Source organism: Arthrobacter sp. Soil764 (genome assembly GCF_001428075.1).
Lineage (GTDB): Bacteria > Actinomycetota > Actinomycetes > Actinomycetales > Micrococcaceae > Arthrobacter.
The window spans coordinates 491,908-505,863 of record NZ_LMSI01000020.1 but is presented as its reverse complement, the minus strand read 5'-3'; the positions used below and the strand labels follow the sequence as shown (position 1 = coordinate 505,863).

The window sequence follows — 13,956 nt, the reverse complement described above, 5'->3', positions numbered from 1 at the left end:
CGAAAGGGTAGGACCCTGCCGCAGCGCGGCCAAGCTGTGTTGCGCCGCATGACCGTGCGCCACTCCAGTACCGGCTCAGGTCAGGCGCTGACGGCAGCCGCGCCGTCCCAGGCTTCCCCGACGCCGGCGTGCGCGGCCTGCCGGAGGTCACCGCCTCCCACCATCTGCAGGAACTCACCCTCGGACAGCACTTCGATGGCCTGTCCCCGTTCATGGAGCTCCAGGACGCGGCGGGCCTTGCCGGTGAGCCTGCCGGAACGCAGGTCCGAGGCTACGAACCCGTCCCCCACCACCAGGACCGTGGTGCGTCCGGTGACCCGGCTCTCCGTCCGGGCCCCGCACCTTGCCGAGCGGAGCTTGGCTTCCGGGCGGTCGATGGAGAGCTGCCCGGTGAATACCACCGTCTGCGCATAGAGGGGATGGCCGGGCTCGGCGTCCAGGTTCGGTTCCGGATTCGGACCCTCCTCGGGCCAGCCGGACTGGAACCGCTGCACCAGTGCCGCACCGTTGCCGGAAGCAGCCGCCATGGCCGCCATGCTTGCCTTTGACAGCTCGCCGGAGGCGGGATCGAAGGCCTGCTGGTGGGGCATGGCCAGCCCCAGGGAGAGGAAGAGTTCGGCGATGCTGTTGGCGCCGTTGCGCGCGGCGATGTCGATGAGGATCCCGGCACAGGCCCGGGCATCCTCGGCAGCGTCATGGTGGTTTACCAGCGGCACGCCCGCTTCCTCGGCGGCGAAGGGAAGGGAATTGGAGACGAGCGAGTAGCAGCGCCGCGATAGCATGACGGTGCAGACATAGTCATAGGCTGGACCGGGCAGGCCTGACACCTCCAGCGCAGACCGGATCACGCCCAGGTCAAAGGCGGCATTGTGTGCTGCCAGCACGTCATCACCGATGAAGGCGCCAATTTCGGGGAACAGATCGCCGAAACGGGGTGTTCCGGCAACGTCCGCGGCGGTGATGCCGTGGATCCGGACGTTGTAGTGGTCGAAGTGGTCATAACCCGCCGGCGGGCGCATCAGCCAGGAGGCCTCTGCGACGATCCTGCCGCCCCGGACCTTCGTCAGTCCCACGGAGCACGGGGAGCCGCGGAAGCCGTTGGCCGTTTCGAAGTCGATCGCCGTAAAGTCCAAACCCACGGCCCCTACCTTACCCGCCGCAAACGTCCCAGCCGGGGAGGCACAGGCCGGTCAAGTACCCTTGAGGGGTGAACTTTCCTGTGATGAATGACCTCGCTGTGTCCATGCTGGGCGGTGCGGGACCGGTGCAGCCGAAAATGGCTTCCTTCCTGCCCGATTGGCTGAACCCCCAGGTCTTCCTGGCCGATCCCGCGCTCGCTCCCTGGGTGGTCCTGCTGGTGTGCGGCATCGTCTTCGCCGAAACCGGGTTGCTGGTGGGCTTCTTCCTCCCCGGGGACTCCATGCTGTTCACCGCGGGCCTGCTGGTGGCCACGGACACCATCAAGTTCAACATCTGGCTTTTGGCCCTGCTGATCGTGGTTTCGGCGATCGTCGGCAACCAGACCGGCTACCTCATCGGTTCCAAGGCCGGCCCGGCCATCTTCAACAAACCAAACTCCCGGCTCTTCAAACGTGAAAATATCGAAAATGCGCATGCCTTCTTTGAAAAGCACGGCGGAAAGGCCCTGATCCTGGCCCGTTTCGTGCCCATCATCCGCACCTTTGTCCCCGTGATCGTTGGTGTCGCGCAGATGAGCAGGAAGAAGTTCTTCATCTACAACGTCATCGGCGCGGTGCTGTGGGGCGGCGGCGTGACGCTGCTCGGCTACCTGCTGGGCGACAAGGTTCCGTGGGTCCGGGACAACCTGGACATCATCTTCATCGCCATCGTGCTGGTCTCGGTGATTCCCATCGGCATCGAGGTCCTGCGCGGCCTGTCCGCCAAGCGCCAGGCCCGGGCCTACGGCACGGATGCCGTCGATGAGTTCATCGAGGAGCACGAGCCGGAAGAGGAGCAGGAGACTCCCCGCAACGTCCGCCGCGGCCGCCCGGAGTAGCAGCCGCCCGGCTCCAAATTGCCAAAAGAAGGTGCCCACCCGGCCGGGTGGGCACCTTCTTTTTGTTGGCTGGCCTTGCCGGCGGGCTCCTAGCGTGCTGCCTCCAGGGCGGCCACAATCGAGGGCAGCAGTGCCCGGAAGGCCTTGCCGCGGTGGCTGATGGCATTCTTTTCCTCGGCGGAGAGCTCGGCGCAGCTCCGGTCCTCGCCAGCCGGCTGCAGCACGGGATCGTAGCCAAACCCGCCTGTCCCCCGGGGTTCACGCAAGAGGATCCCCTCCAACTGCCCGTACTCCACCACTTCACGCCCCGGGCCTTCCGCGCCGGCCGGCATGGCCAGCGCGGCGGCGCAGACGAACGCGGCGCCGCGGTGCTCGTCCGGAACGTCGGAGAGCTGATTCAGCAGCAGGTCCAGGTTGGCGGCGTCGTCGCCGTGGCGTCCTGCCCAGCGGGCGGAGAAGATCCCCGGAGCCCCGCCCATGACGTCCACGGCCAGCCCGGAGTCATCGGCGATGGCCACCAGTCCCGTGGCGCCGGCCACGGCGCGTGCCTTCAGCAGCGAATTCTCGGCGAACGTCACACCGGTTTCGGCGACGTCCGGCGCACCTGCCGCCGCGGCGTCCACCACCTGGGTGTCGACGTCGAGCCCTGGTACCTGCCCGCGCAGCAGCTCACGGAGTTCGCGGAGTTTGCCTTTGTTGTGCGTGGCGAGCACCAGCCGGGGAGCGCTGCCCGCAGGGGTTCCGCTCACAGGGATTCCGCGAGGGTTTCGCGCTGGATGGCAGCGAGCTGGGCCGTTCCCAGCAGGGCCAGGTCGAGGAGCTGGTCCAGTTCCGCCCGGTCGAAGGGAGCGCCCTCCGCGGTGCCCTGCACCTCCACGAACTTGCCGGAGCCGGTCACCACCACGTTCATGTCGGTCTCGGCGCGCACATCCTCCACGTAGGGCAGGTCCAGCATGGGAACGCCGTCGATGATCCCCACGGAGACAGCGGCAATGGTGTCCACCAGCGGCTCGGCGGTGCGGGCAATCAGCTTGTTGTCCCGGGCGAACCGGATGGCGTCGGCAAGCGCCACATAGGCTCCGGTGATGGCTGCGGTGCGGGTGCCGCCGTCGGCCTGGAGGACGTCGCAGTCCAGGACGATGGTGTTCTCCCCCAGGGCCTTGGTGTCGATGATGGATCGCAGCGAACGCCCGATCAGGCGCGAAATCTCGTGGGTGCGGCCGCCGATCTTTCCCTTGACGGATTCACGGTCGGACCGGGTGTTGGTGGCGCGCGGCAGCATGGCGTATTCCGCGGTGACCCAGCCGCGGCCCTCGCCCTTCAGCCAGCGCGGGACACCGGGGGTCAGCGAGGCCGTGCACAGCACCCGGGTGTTGCCGAACTCGATCAGCGCCGATCCCTCAGCCTGGTTGGACCATCCGCGGGTGATGCTGATGGGCCGGAGCTGGTCGGGGGCACGGCCGTCGGCACGCACAATGGGCACTGCAGTTGCTTCAGATGTCATGCCCCCAGCTTATCGAGTACCGGCGCGGCTAGATGGTGTAGTGCACGCCGGCCACGGCAACGGCCACGTCACCGGGGAACACGGGACGGGCCTCGGCCATGACGGTGGTCTGGGAGGTCCATACCGGGATATGCGTGAGCAGGAGCCGCCGTGCACCGGCCGCAGCTGCAGCCTCCCCCGCCCGTTTGCCGGTCAGGTGGACATCCTTGATGTCGGCGTCACGGCCCTCTTCGAAGGCTGCCTCGCACAGGAACAGGTCGGCGTCCTTGGCGGCTTCCTCAAGCCCTGGGCAGGAGTCGGTGTCCCCGGAATAGGTCAGGACCCGGGACACCGGGGTGCCGTCCTTGCCGGGCTCCACCACCTCCACCCGCAGGGCGTAGGCCTCCTCGATGGGATGGTTGACGGCGAAGGGGGTCACGGTAAAAGGGCCCACGGTCACGGGTTCGCGTTCGGTCCAGTTGGTGAAGTCGAACTCCTCATGCATGCCGGGGTCCAGGTCCAGCCCGTAAGCCGTTGCCATCCTGTCCGCTGTGGCGGCGGGGCCCCACACGGGAATCCGGCCCCGGTCCCAGCCGCCGGGCTTCCAGCGGATGGCCACGTGCAGTCCGCACAGGTCCATGCAGTGGTCCGGGTGCAGGTGCGTGAGGAAGATCGCGTCGATGTCTTCAAGGTCCGTGTAGCGCTGGATGGCTCCCAGCGCGCCGCTGCCGAGGTCCATCACCACCTTCCACGTCCGTTCACCGTCCGTGGCGGTCAGGAGGTAGCACGACGCCGGGGAGCCGGGCCCGGGGAACGAGCCCGTGCATCCCACGATGGTCAGCTTCACAGGGCGGGCCCTCCGGCCCGGCGTGCGCCGGCCAGTCCGCCGCCAACGAAGTTGGAGATCCTGGGGCGGTCCCGCGCGCTCTGCGCGGCGGCGATCATCTCCGGGGTGATCCGGGCCAGGCTGCCCGTGGGGTACTGCGCGGCCACATGGTCCACGTGGCGGACCGAGAGCACCTCGGGGCCCAGGAAGCGCCGGGCCAGCGCCTCGAACTGCCCCGCATCGCCAGTGGCGACGAAATGGTGCTCGGGCGGGGTTGGGGAGGTCCGCTGCAGGTTGTGGGTGGCCAGGGCCCGGTAGACATCCTTGGCGGTTTCCTCGGCACTGGAGACCAGTGTGACATCCGCGCCCATGACGTAGGAGATCACGCCCGTCAGCAGCGGGTAGTGCGTGCAGCCCAGCACCACGGTGTCCACCCCGGCGGCCTTCAGGGGCGCAAGGTATTCCTCCGCCACGGCGAGCAGCGCCGGCCCTGTGGTGATGCCGGCCTCCACGTAGCTGACGAACTCCGGGCACGCCACGGAGGTGATTTCCAGGTCAGGTGCGGCGGCGAAGGTGTCCTCGTATGCGCGTGAACCAACAGTGGCCGACGTGCCGATGACGCCCACCCGTCCGCTGCGGGTGGCGGCAACGGCGCGACGCACCGCTGGCTGGATGACCTCGATGACCGGGATCCCGTACTTGGCGGTGTAGCGCTCCCGGGCGTCCCGCAGGACAGCGGCCGACGCCGAGTTGCAGGCGATGGTGAGCAGCTTGACGCCGGAGTCCACCAGTTCGTCCATGACACCCAGCGCGTTGGCCCGCACCTCTGCGATGGGGAGCGGCCCGTAGGGACCGTGGGCCGTGTCCCCCACGTAGAGGATTGACTCGTTGGGCAGCTGATCGATGATGGAGCGGGCCACGGTGAGCCCGCCGACACCGGAATCGAAGACACCGATGGGACGGGCTTCCGGGGCAGCGTCCGGAAAGCCGCTGCCGGGGTCCGTTGCCTGCGCTTCCGCCGGTGGTTCCATGCTCGGGGCTGTAGTCATGATTATTCGAGGATAGGTGTTCCCGGAAGCGTCAGCCATCATCTTGTGTCCTGCGACTCATGTCGTCTGCGTCACAGCGGACGGCCTCCCCCTGGCCGCCGCGGCTCACCGGCGGGTTTCCATGGACTGCAGCATGGCCTGGACCAGGGACTCCTGAAGCCAGGTGGTGAAGTTGTAGACGAGTGCCAGGTAGCTCTCCACGTCTTCGGCCTGGGACCAGTCCTGCATGCGGTGGACGTGCTCGGCGTCTGCCTCGTCCCGGATGTCCAGCCGCTCGGCCAGGACCAGCCGCACATCGTTCAGTGCCATGGACCAGTGCTGCGCCCCCTCGGGCGTCAGGACGATCTCGTCCTTGTCCAGGTCCAGCGCCGCGGCGCGCAGGGCCCCGATCTTTGTTTCCCGAAGTGAACGCTCGGTGAGCTGGCGGAACTCGAGGGACGCGCCGCCGTCGTCCTTCACGACGTTGGGGAGCAGCCGCTTTACCGCACGGTCCGTGGGTTCGGACACATCCATGTCCAGGCCGATCAGCGCCGCCAGCGGGTCCTGCCCCGTACGGTCCTCGGGCTCAAGCATGGAGATGACGTCGTCGATCAGGCTGCGCAGCAGGTCCCGTTCAGCCGGTTCCAGGTAACCGGTGATGCCTTTGAGCCCGTATTTAAATGCCTTAGCCACGTTTTCCCTTACCCTGGCGCGGACCGCCGGACTTGCCTGATGCGCCGCCGTTGCCGCCGCTGGCCTTTTCCACCGTGGCCCACAGGCCGAACCCGTGCATGGCCACGGCGTGGCGTTCCACCTGCTCCTTGCTGCCCGAGGCGACGATGGAGCGGCCCTTCCGGTGGACCTCCATCATCAATTTGTTCGCTTTCGTCTCGGAGTAGCCAAAGTAGCTTTGGAACACGTAGCTGACGTAGCTCATCAGATTCACCGGATCGTTCCAGATCACCAGGTTCCAGGGGATGTCCGGTGCGGTCAGGGAGTCGGTGGACTCTGCCGTGCCGGTCCGGGTGCCCTCCTGTGTATCAGGGCCGGGCGCAACGCTTATGGTCATCTGTCCATTCTATGGGGAGGGTGGGCCCACGCCGGCGAGGGCCCCGCGGTGAAGCGAAGCGAGACGCGGGAGCCGGTGGGTGGGCCCACGCCGGCGAGGGCCCCGCGGCGAAGCGAAGCGAGACGCGGGAGCCGGTGGGGACTAGAGTGACTTTCGTGAGCACCTCAGCCGGCTGGGACCATCCCCGCACGTCCTTTTACACCGACCACTACGAGCTGACCATGCTGCAGGCGTCCCTCCATTCCGGGGCGGCGCACCGCAGGTCCGTGTTCGAGGCGTTCGCGCGGCGGCTGCCGGACGGCCGGCGCTACGGCATCGTCGCCGGAACGGGACGGCTCCTGGAAGGCATTGCGCAGTTCCGCTTCGGCGACGCTGAACTGGAGTTCCTGGAGCGGACCCGGGTGGTGAACCAGGAGACGCTGGAGTACCTGGCCAACTACAAATTCTCGGGCGACATCTGGGGCTATGCCGAGGGCGAGGCTTACTTCCCCAACTCCCCCATCCTGATCGTCGAGGCCTCCTTCGCCGAAGCCTGCATGCTGGAGACCTACCTGCTGTCGGTGCTTAACCACGACACCGCCATTGCCTCCGCCGCTTCCCGGATGGTCAGTGCCGCCGGTGGCCGGCCCTGTATCGAGATGGGCTCCCGGCGCACCCATGAGGAAGCCGCCACGGCATCAGCCCGCGCGGCCATCATTGCCGGTTTTGACAGCACGTCAAACCTTGAAGCAGGCATCCGCTACGGCGTGAAGACCGTGGGCACCGCAGCCCACTCGTTCACGCTGCTGCACGACACCGAGCGGGAGGCCTTCGAGGCCCAGATTGCCTCGCTGGGCGACGGAACGTCGCTGCTGGTGGATACGTACGACGTCGAAAAGGCAGTCCGCACGGCAGTGGACCTGGCAGGGCCCCGCCTGGGCGCCGTCCGGCTGGACTCCGGCGACCTGGTGGCCCAGGCGCAGTGGGTGCGCAGGCTGCTGGACGACCTCGGCAACGAACACACCAAGATCGTGGTGACCTCGGACCTGGATGAGTACGCCATCGCCGCCCTGCAGTCGGCGCCGGTGGATTCCTACGGCGTGGGAACGTCGCTGGTGACCGGCTCCGGGGCTCCCACCGCCAGCATGGTCTACAAGCTGGTCAGCCGGACCGGCGATGACGGCAACTTCGTGTCCGTGGCCAAGGCGGCCAAGAACAAGGCCAGTGTTGGCGGGCGCAAGTACGCGCTGCGGAAGCTGGACGAACGCGGCACCGCTACCGCGGAGGTGGTGGGCGTGGGCCACCGGCCGGAGGACGACGGCAATGACCGTCCGTTGCTGCAGCAGTTCATGAAGAACGGCGAACTGCTGCCTGGCTGGACCGGATACGACGGCGTGCTCCGCGCACGGCAGCGCCACGCCGACTCCATGGCCGAGCTGCCGTCCGTGGTCAACCGCCTGCAGCGGGGCGAGGCCGCCATCCCCACTGTCTATGAGGAAAACTGAAGGAGCACTGATGTCCCGCGCTTTGATCATCGTGGACGTGCAGAACGATTTCTGCGAGGGCGGCTCGCTCGCCGTTCCCGGCGGCGCGGCCGTGGCAGGTGCCATCAGCGAGTACCTGGATGCCCACAACAGCGAATACGACTATGTGGTTGCCACCCAGGACTGGCACGTGGACCCCGGCAGCCACTTCTCGGACACCCCTGATTTCAAGGAGAGCTGGCCGCCGCACTGCGTAGCCGGCACCCGGGGAGCCGATCTTCATCCGGATCTGGACACCGAGTTCATCGATGCCTACTTCCGGAAAGGCCAGTTCGCCGCCGCCTACTCAGGTTTCGAGGGTTTGCTGGCCCCGGAAGACGCCGTTCCCACCGGGGAACGGCAGGCCGGCGGCCTGGCCGGCGCCAGGGAGTCGCTGGAGCCCGATGAAGACGCCATCGGCCTCGATGACTGGCTGCAGAGCCACGACGTGGAGGACGTGGTGGTGGTCGGCATCGCCACCGACTACTGCGTGAAGGCCACGGCGCTGGACGCCGTCCAGGCCGGCTACGGCGTCACGGTGGTACGGTCGCTGACCGCCGGCATCGCCGAGGACCTCGAAGACACGGTGGTCGAGCTGGAACTGGGCGGGGCCGACATCGCCTGAGCCGCTACTTGCGGCCCACGAACCAGTCCTGGAGCTTGCGCAGCCGCGACTTCAGCTGTTCCTCGTTGGCCTGCGCAACGGGAGGCCCGCCGCAGACCGTGCGCAGCTTGGTGTGCACCACGCCGTGGGGTGTCCCGGTCCGGGCAGCCCAGGCAGCGACGTTCTTGGCCAGTTCATTCCGCAGGTCCATCAGCATCCGGTGGTCGGGAACGGCCGGGGCCTGGCTCTCGGCGGCCGTCGGTGCTTTGCGGTTTTTCCGGTTCAGCTGCTCGTGCTGGCGCTGGCGCAGCAGTGTCCCCACCTGCTCCGCGTCCAGCAGGCCGGGGATCCCCAGGAAGTCCAGCTCGTCGTCGGACCCCACTTCGCCGCCCGTACCGAACTCGCCGCCGTCGAACAGGACCCGGTCAAAGGATGCCTGGGAGTCCAGCGCCTCGAACTTGCCCTTGGTGAGGCTGTCGGAGGCCTTCTCCTCGCGGTTGGCCTCCTCCATGAGCGAGTCTTCGGGGTTGAACAGTCCGTCCCCGTCCTCTTTCTCCGGCCGGTCCAGCGCGTGGTCGCGTTCCATTTCCATGGAGTTGGCCAGCGCCATCAGCTGCGGCACCGAAGGCAGGAAGACCGACGCCGTCTCTCCCCTTTTGCGGGCACGCACAAAGCGGCCCACCGCCTGCGCGAAGAACAGCGGCGTGGAGGTTGAGGTGGCGTAGACGCCGACGGAAAGGCGCGGAACGTCGACGCCTTCGGACACCATGCGCACGGCCACCATCCAGCGTTTCTCGCCGGCGGAGAATTCCTCGATCTTGCTGGAGGCCTTGGCGTCGTCGGACAGGATGACGGTGGGCGATTCGCCGGTGATCCTCTTCAGCTGCCCCGCGTACGCGCGGGCGTCCTCGTGGTCGGTGGCGATGACCAGGCCCCCGGCGTCGGGGACAGTGCGCCGGACTTCGCTGAGCCTTTTGTCCGCCCCCGCCAGAACCGCGGGAATCCACTCCCCCGCCGGGTTCAGCGCCGTCCGCCAGGCATGGCTGGTGATGTCCTTGGTCACCGCCGCCTCACCCAGGGACGCCGCCATTTCCTCGCCCGCGCTGGTGCGCCAGCGCATCTGGCCGGAGTAGGCCATGAACATCACGGGCCGGACCACATGGTCACGGAGGGCGTTGCCGTAGCCGTAGGTGTAGTCCGCCTTGGAGCGCCGGATGCCGTCCCGGTCCTCGGCGTACTCCACGAACGGGATGGGCGAGGTGTCCGAACGGAACGGCGTACCGGTCAGGGACAGCCGGCGCACGGCGGGATCGAAAGCCTCGCGCAGGCCGTCGCCCCAGGACAGGGCTTCGCCGCCGTGGTGGATTTCGTCCAGGATCACCAGGGTCCGGGCCGCTTCAGTCTTGGCCCGGTGCAGCAGCGGCTTGCTGGCCACCTGGGCATAGGTGACGGCGACGCCTATGAAGCCACGGCCGTGCTGGCCGTCGGAGTTCTTGAAGTTGGGGTCGATGGCGATCCCCACCTTGGCGGCAGCATCCGCCCACTGGCGCTTCAGGTGGTCAGTGGGCGCCACAATGGTCACCCGGTTCACGGCACCGGAGTCGATGAGCGTGGAGGCGATCCGCAGCGCGAAGGTGGTTTTACCGGCACCCGGGGTTGCCACCGCAAGGAAGTCCCGGGGGCTGTTCCTCAGATAGAGGTCAAGGGCTTCCTGCTGCCAGGCACGGAGTTTCGGGGCGGTTCCCCAGGCTGCGCGTTCCGGGTAGGCCGGAGGCAGGGTGGGGCCGCCAAAGAGCGTCTCCGTCACTATTTGTTGCTGTCCGAGTCCCCTCCGGGACCCTTGCCGCCGTCATTGCCCGGCCGGAGGCCTTCGTAGACCTCCTTGCACATGGGGCAGACCGGGAACTTCTGCGGGTCCCGGCCCGGCGTCCAGACCTTGCCGCAAAGGGCGATGACGGGCTCCCCGGTCAGCGCGGACTCCATGATCTTTTCCTTCCGCACATAGTGCGAAAAGCGCTCCCGGTCCCCGGGTTCCACTTCCTGGCGCAGTTCCTCGCGCTCAATGGTGGCCGTGGACGATCCAGCCCCGGAAAGCTCGCGCATCGGGTCGTTTTCGAGAGGGTCCGTCATGCTAGTCATGCCATCCATCTTAGCCGTTCCACCGGCCGGGCGTTCGACGGCGGCACGCCCGTGGCAGGCTCCGGTACCGGCCGCCGTCGTACTTTTTCGTCGTCGTGCGCAGCGCCTGCAGGGCACCTAAAGACCTTGCCAGGCCGGCTTGTTCTCGTAGGTGTGGCGGTAGAAATCCGCCAGTTTCAGGGCGGAAGCGGCGGCCTCGTCCAGTAGGACGGTGGCGTGGGGATGGAACTGCAGCACGGACGCAGGGCAAATGGCTGCCACCGGTCCTTCGACGAAATCGCGGACGGCCTGGGCCTTTTGCGCACCGGTTGCCAGCAGGATCACGTGCCTGGCCGCCATGATGGTGCCCAGTCCCTGGGTAATGACGTGGTGCGGCACCTCAGCCAGGCTGTTGAAGAACCTGGCGTTGTCCCTGCGGGTCTGCTCGATCAGGCTCTTGATCCTGGTCCGGGATGCGAAGGAAGAGCCTGGTTCATTAAAGCCGATGTGGCCGTCGGTGCCCACGCCCAGCAGCTGCAGGTCCACGCCGCCCGCCTCGGGATGGCCTGTTCGTACGCCTCGCAGGCTGCGGGGATGTCGGTTGCGGTTCCGTCGGGGCCATGGACGTTCTCCGGCGCGATGTTCACCCGGTTGGTGAATTCCCGGCGGACCACCTCGCGGTAGGACTCGGGATGGCCTGCCGGCAGGCCTACGTATTCGTCCAGCGCGAATCCGGAGGCGCCGCTGAAGTCCAGGCCCTGTTCGTGCCGGGCGGCCAGTTCGTCGTAGACGGGCAGCGGCGAGGACCCCGTGGCCAGGCCAAGGACGGCGGCAGGCTTGCGCCGGACCAGCTGTTCAATGGCGTCGGCCGCAAGCTTTCCGATCTGCCTGCTGCCGCCCAGGATGACGATTTCCATATTGTTCCTTTCCGTGACCTTGTCAGCGGTTGACGGTTACCTGCGCCAGGAGCTCGGGCCCCCGCGCGTCGAGCCACTTGCCCCCCAGGCGGACACCGGCCAGGAACAGGACCAGGCCAAGGATTGTTCCTGCGGCAAGATTAAGCCAGCCGAACAGGACATTCCCGGTGACGGCCTGCGCAACCAGCAGCGCGGCCTCGGGCAGGACCAGGAGCATCAGGACCAGCATTCCCACGAACTGCACGGCCAGGGTCTGGCCCACGTTGCCCGGCGGCTTCTTGAACGGGCTGTCGCCAGGCAGCGGGACCGTTACCGTGTACCGGGCCGACACCACCGAGGACAGCCCCAGGCCCGTGAAGAGGATTCCCAGGCTGAATCCCAGCTGGCCCGGCAGCGCTGCCCAGTTCTGCGTGAAGGCCGCGTACCCCACGGCGAACACCAGCACCACCGGCAGCGCGAAGGTCAGGCACGCCAGGGCCCTGCCAAGCCGGTCCGCCACCCCGCGGACCCCGATGGCCAGGTGCAGCGCAAAGGCCGTGTTGTCATAGGAGACGTCCGCGGAGATGGACCAGGCCAGGATGAAGGCCGACACCGGGGCGAGGAAGGCAAGGCTGCCATAGCTGCCGGTCTGGGCCCCCTGGAAAGCCAGCACCACCGGAAGCAGCGGGATCACCACCAGCGAACCCGAATACCGCGGGTCCCGTAGCCAGTAGGTAAGCGACCTGGCCATCACGGCGCCGGCGGGGGTGGCCGGCAGCACGCCGAACAGGCCCAGGCGGCCGCCCCTGCGCTTCCCGGCACCGGCATATGGCGGAGTCACCAGCGCGCGCTCAAGCAGCAGCTTCCAGCACCAGGCCAGGGCGCCGAGGACTGCCACGGACACCAGCAGCTTCACAGCGGCCTGCCCGGGCCGGCCGGACGCGATGTCGCCGCCGAGCGCCCACGGTGCTCCAAGCGGGGTCCAGGACAACGTCCGGGCGAACCCGGGCAGGAACCCGGTGGACGCGCTGATGCCGCGGCCAACCCCTGCCACGATGGGTCCCAGCAGGACCAGTGGCACCATGAACGCGATGGCGCTGATGTCCTTGAAGCGCCGGGAAGCAGCCAGGCTTGCCGTTGCGGTGGTGACCACCTTGGCCAGCACGACGCAGGTCATCACGCCCAGGGCTGCGCCCAGGAGGGCTGCGAGCGCGGGAAGCACTCCGCGGGACCAGGTCACCACCGTGGACAGGGCCACCAGCACGGTGGCCAGGCCCGGGATGCCGATCAGCCCGCCCAGGGCCAGGCCGGCGAGCAGCTGCTTCATGGGAACCGAAAAGGTGGTGAAGCGCGCCGGATCAAGGGTCATGTCCGTGGCGGATGCCACCACCGGTATGACGCCCCAGCCAAGCACGGCGGCGGAGCCGCCCAGGACAACTGCGGTGTGTGCGGTCTCGGGACTGGCGTTGCGCAGCAGGACCAGGGCGATGATCAGTGTTGCCACGACCCCCAGGGCATAGAGCCCTGCGATGGCCATGCCCACCAGCTGCCAAGGGCTGCGGCGCAGCCCATTGCGAAGCAGCGTGAGCTTGAGCCTTAGAAGGTGCGCAACCATTCCAGCCCTTCCGTGTGGCTGTGCCCGCCGACCAGCTGCACGAACCGGTCCTCAAGGGAGGCGCCGGCGCGCACCTCGTCCACCGTCCCCGCCGCCAGCAGCCGGCCGCGGGCCACCACGGCAACGTGGTCGCACATGCGCTGGACCAGGTCCATCACGTGGCTGGACACGATGACGGTCCCGCCGGAGGCCACGTACCGGTCCAGGATGGAGCGGATGTTCGCGGCCGACACGGGGTCGACCGCTTCGAAGGGTTCGTCGAGGACCAGGAGCCGCGGGGCGTGGATCAGGGCGGAGGCCAGGGCGATCTTCTTGGTCATGCCGGCCGAATAGTCCACCACCAGCGTGCCGGCGTCCTGCGTCAGGTCCATGGCCGCGAGCAGCTCCCCCACCCGGGCAGCCACCACGGCCTTGTCCATGCCACGCAGGAGCCCGGCATAAGTAATCAGCTGCTCTCCCGTAAGACGGTCGAAAAGCCGGACGCCATCAGGCAGGATCCCCATCAACCGCTTGGCTTCCAGCGGATGCTGCCAGACATCCACGGCGTGCACCACCGCCGTGCCGAAGTCGGGGCGCAGAAGGCCGGTGGCCATGGACAGCGTGGTGGTCTTGCCGGCACCGTTGGGGCCCACGATCCCGAAAAACGAACCCGCGGGAACCTCCAGGCTGATGCCGTCCACGGCGATCTTCCCGCCGAACCGTTTGGCCAGCCCGCGGATGGAAAGGGCAGCCACGGGCCCGGTATTCGACGCCTGGTCAGGTAGCGGAGCAGTCATGAGCCCAGCCTAGCCTCGGACC

General features: G+C 67.7%; 14 protein-coding genes and 1 pseudogene. 3 read left to right on the top strand and 12 right to left on the bottom strand.

Features of this window, described 5'->3' with window-relative positions:
• Positions 1-80 precede the first annotated feature (80 nt).
• Positions 81-1,139 carry an exonuclease domain-containing protein gene (locus tag ASG86_RS13700; protein ID WP_056335161.1) on the bottom strand — a complete coding sequence of 353 codons (1,059 nt, stop codon included), beginning with the start codon at positions 1,137-1,139 and terminating at the stop codon, positions 81-83.
• A gap of 83 nt (positions 1,140-1,222) precedes the next feature.
• Between ASG86_RS13700 and ASG86_RS13695 the strand changes: the two genes are divergently transcribed.
• Positions 1,223-2,017: a VTT domain-containing protein gene (locus ASG86_RS13695; protein WP_056335552.1), complete on the top strand. Its 795-nt coding sequence runs from the start codon at positions 1,223-1,225 to the stop codon at positions 2,015-2,017.
• Between the two features lie 89 nt (positions 2,018-2,106).
• Here the strand turns inward: ASG86_RS13695 and rdgB are convergent, their stop codons facing one another.
• The 6 genes from rdgB to clpS all read right to left on the bottom strand — a co-directional run bounded on the left by rdgB (position 2,107) and on the right by clpS (position 6,423).
• Positions 2,107-2,766 carry an RdgB/HAM1 family non-canonical purine NTP pyrophosphatase gene (gene rdgB, locus ASG86_RS13690; RefSeq protein WP_056335159.1) on the bottom strand — a complete coding sequence of 220 codons (660 nt, stop codon included), beginning with the start codon at positions 2,764-2,766 and terminating at the stop codon, positions 2,107-2,109.
• Positions 2,763-3,521 (bottom strand): ribonuclease PH, encoded by a 759-nt coding sequence (gene rph, locus ASG86_RS13685; RefSeq protein WP_056335156.1) that lies wholly within the window; start codon positions 3,519-3,521, stop codon positions 2,763-2,765. The genes rdgB and rph overlap by 4 nt, the downstream gene beginning before the upstream one ends.
• Positions 3,522-3,549: 28 nt before the next feature.
• Complete coding sequence (locus tag ASG86_RS13680; RefSeq protein ID WP_056335153.1) at positions 3,550-4,347, bottom strand: MBL fold metallo-hydrolase; 798 nt, start codon at positions 4,345-4,347, stop codon at positions 3,550-3,552.
• Entirely contained in the window at positions 4,344-5,357 is a 1,014-nt protein-coding gene (murI, locus tag ASG86_RS13675; protein WP_056335150.1) for a glutamate racemase, read from the bottom strand. Before murI ends, ASG86_RS13680 begins: the two co-directional genes overlap by 4 nt.
• A 123-nt stretch (positions 5,358-5,480) precedes the next feature.
• A complete protein-coding gene (locus ASG86_RS13670) occupies positions 5,481-6,047 on the bottom strand; it encodes a DUF2017 domain-containing protein (protein ID WP_056335147.1) in 567 nt (188 codons plus the stop codon).
• Entirely contained in the window at positions 6,040-6,423 is a 384-nt protein-coding gene (gene clpS, locus ASG86_RS13665) for an ATP-dependent Clp protease adapter ClpS (protein WP_056335145.1), read from the bottom strand. Before clpS ends, ASG86_RS13670 begins: the two co-directional genes overlap by 8 nt.
• A gap of 155 nt (positions 6,424-6,578) precedes the next feature.
• Here clpS and ASG86_RS13660 point away from each other — a divergent pair, with 155 nt between their 5' ends.
• Complete coding sequence (locus ASG86_RS13660; RefSeq protein WP_056335548.1) at positions 6,579-7,907, top strand: nicotinate phosphoribosyltransferase; 1,329 nt, start codon at positions 6,579-6,581, stop codon at positions 7,905-7,907.
• Positions 7,908-7,917: 10 nt separating this feature from the next.
• Entirely contained in the window at positions 7,918-8,550 is a 633-nt protein-coding gene (locus tag ASG86_RS13655; protein WP_056335142.1) for an isochorismatase family protein, read from the top strand.
• A gap of 4 nt (positions 8,551-8,554) precedes the next feature.
• Here the strand turns inward: ASG86_RS13655 and ASG86_RS13650 are convergent, their stop codons facing one another.
• From ASG86_RS13650 to ASG86_RS13630, 5 genes and pseudogenes are all read right to left on the bottom strand, one after another.
• Positions 8,555-10,336, bottom strand: coding sequence for a DEAD/DEAH box helicase (locus tag ASG86_RS13650; RefSeq protein ID WP_056335139.1), 1,782 nt, complete (start codon positions 10,334-10,336; stop codon positions 8,555-8,557).
• Positions 10,336-10,677: a DUF3039 domain-containing protein gene (locus ASG86_RS13645; RefSeq protein ID WP_056335137.1), complete on the bottom strand. Its 342-nt coding sequence runs from the start codon at positions 10,675-10,677 to the stop codon at positions 10,336-10,338. The genes ASG86_RS13650 and ASG86_RS13645 overlap by 1 nt, the downstream gene beginning before the upstream one ends.
• Positions 10,678-10,785: 108 nt before the next feature.
• Positions 10,786-11,564: pseudogene (gene nagB, locus ASG86_RS13640) on the bottom strand (glucosamine-6-phosphate deaminase).
• A 22-nt stretch (positions 11,565-11,586) separates the two neighbouring features.
• Positions 11,587-13,158, bottom strand: coding sequence for a hypothetical protein (locus ASG86_RS13635; protein WP_056335134.1), 1,572 nt, complete (start codon positions 13,156-13,158; stop codon positions 11,587-11,589).
• The gene (locus ASG86_RS13630) at positions 13,140-13,934 is read right to left on the bottom strand and encodes an ABC transporter ATP-binding protein (protein ID WP_056335131.1); all 795 of its coding nucleotides are present in this window, start codon (positions 13,932-13,934) and stop codon (positions 13,140-13,142) included. Before ASG86_RS13630 ends, ASG86_RS13635 begins: the two co-directional genes overlap by 19 nt.
• Positions 13,935-13,956: the final 22 nt, after the last annotated feature.

Bases quoted from the DNA above. Each gene is read 5' to 3' on its own strand.
- ASG86_RS13635 (WP_056335134.1), bottom strand. From the start codon at position 13,158: ATGGTTGCGCACCTTCTAAGGCTCAAGCTCACGCTGCTTCGCAATGGG.
- ASG86_RS13630 (WP_056335131.1), bottom strand. From the start codon at position 13,934: ATGACTGCTCCGCTACCTGACCAGGCGTCGAATACCGGGCCCGTGGCT.
- ASG86_RS13645 (WP_056335137.1), bottom strand. From the start codon at position 10,677: ATGGATGGCATGACTAGCATGACGGACCCTCTCGAAAACGACCCGATG.
- murI (WP_056335150.1), bottom strand. From the start codon at position 5,357: ATGGAACCACCGGCGGAAGCGCAGGCAACGGACCCCGGCAGCGGCTTT.
- rph (WP_056335156.1), bottom strand. From the start codon at position 3,521: ATGACATCTGAAGCAACTGCAGTGCCCATTGTGCGTGCCGACGGCCGT.
- clpS (WP_056335145.1), bottom strand. From the start codon at position 6,423: ATGACCATAAGCGTTGCGCCCGGCCCTGATACACAGGAGGGCACCCGG.
- ASG86_RS13695 (WP_056335552.1), top strand. From the start codon at position 1,223: ATGAATGACCTCGCTGTGTCCATGCTGGGCGGTGCGGGACCGGTGCAG.
- ASG86_RS13655 (WP_056335142.1), top strand. From the start codon at position 7,918: ATGTCCCGCGCTTTGATCATCGTGGACGTGCAGAACGATTTCTGCGAG.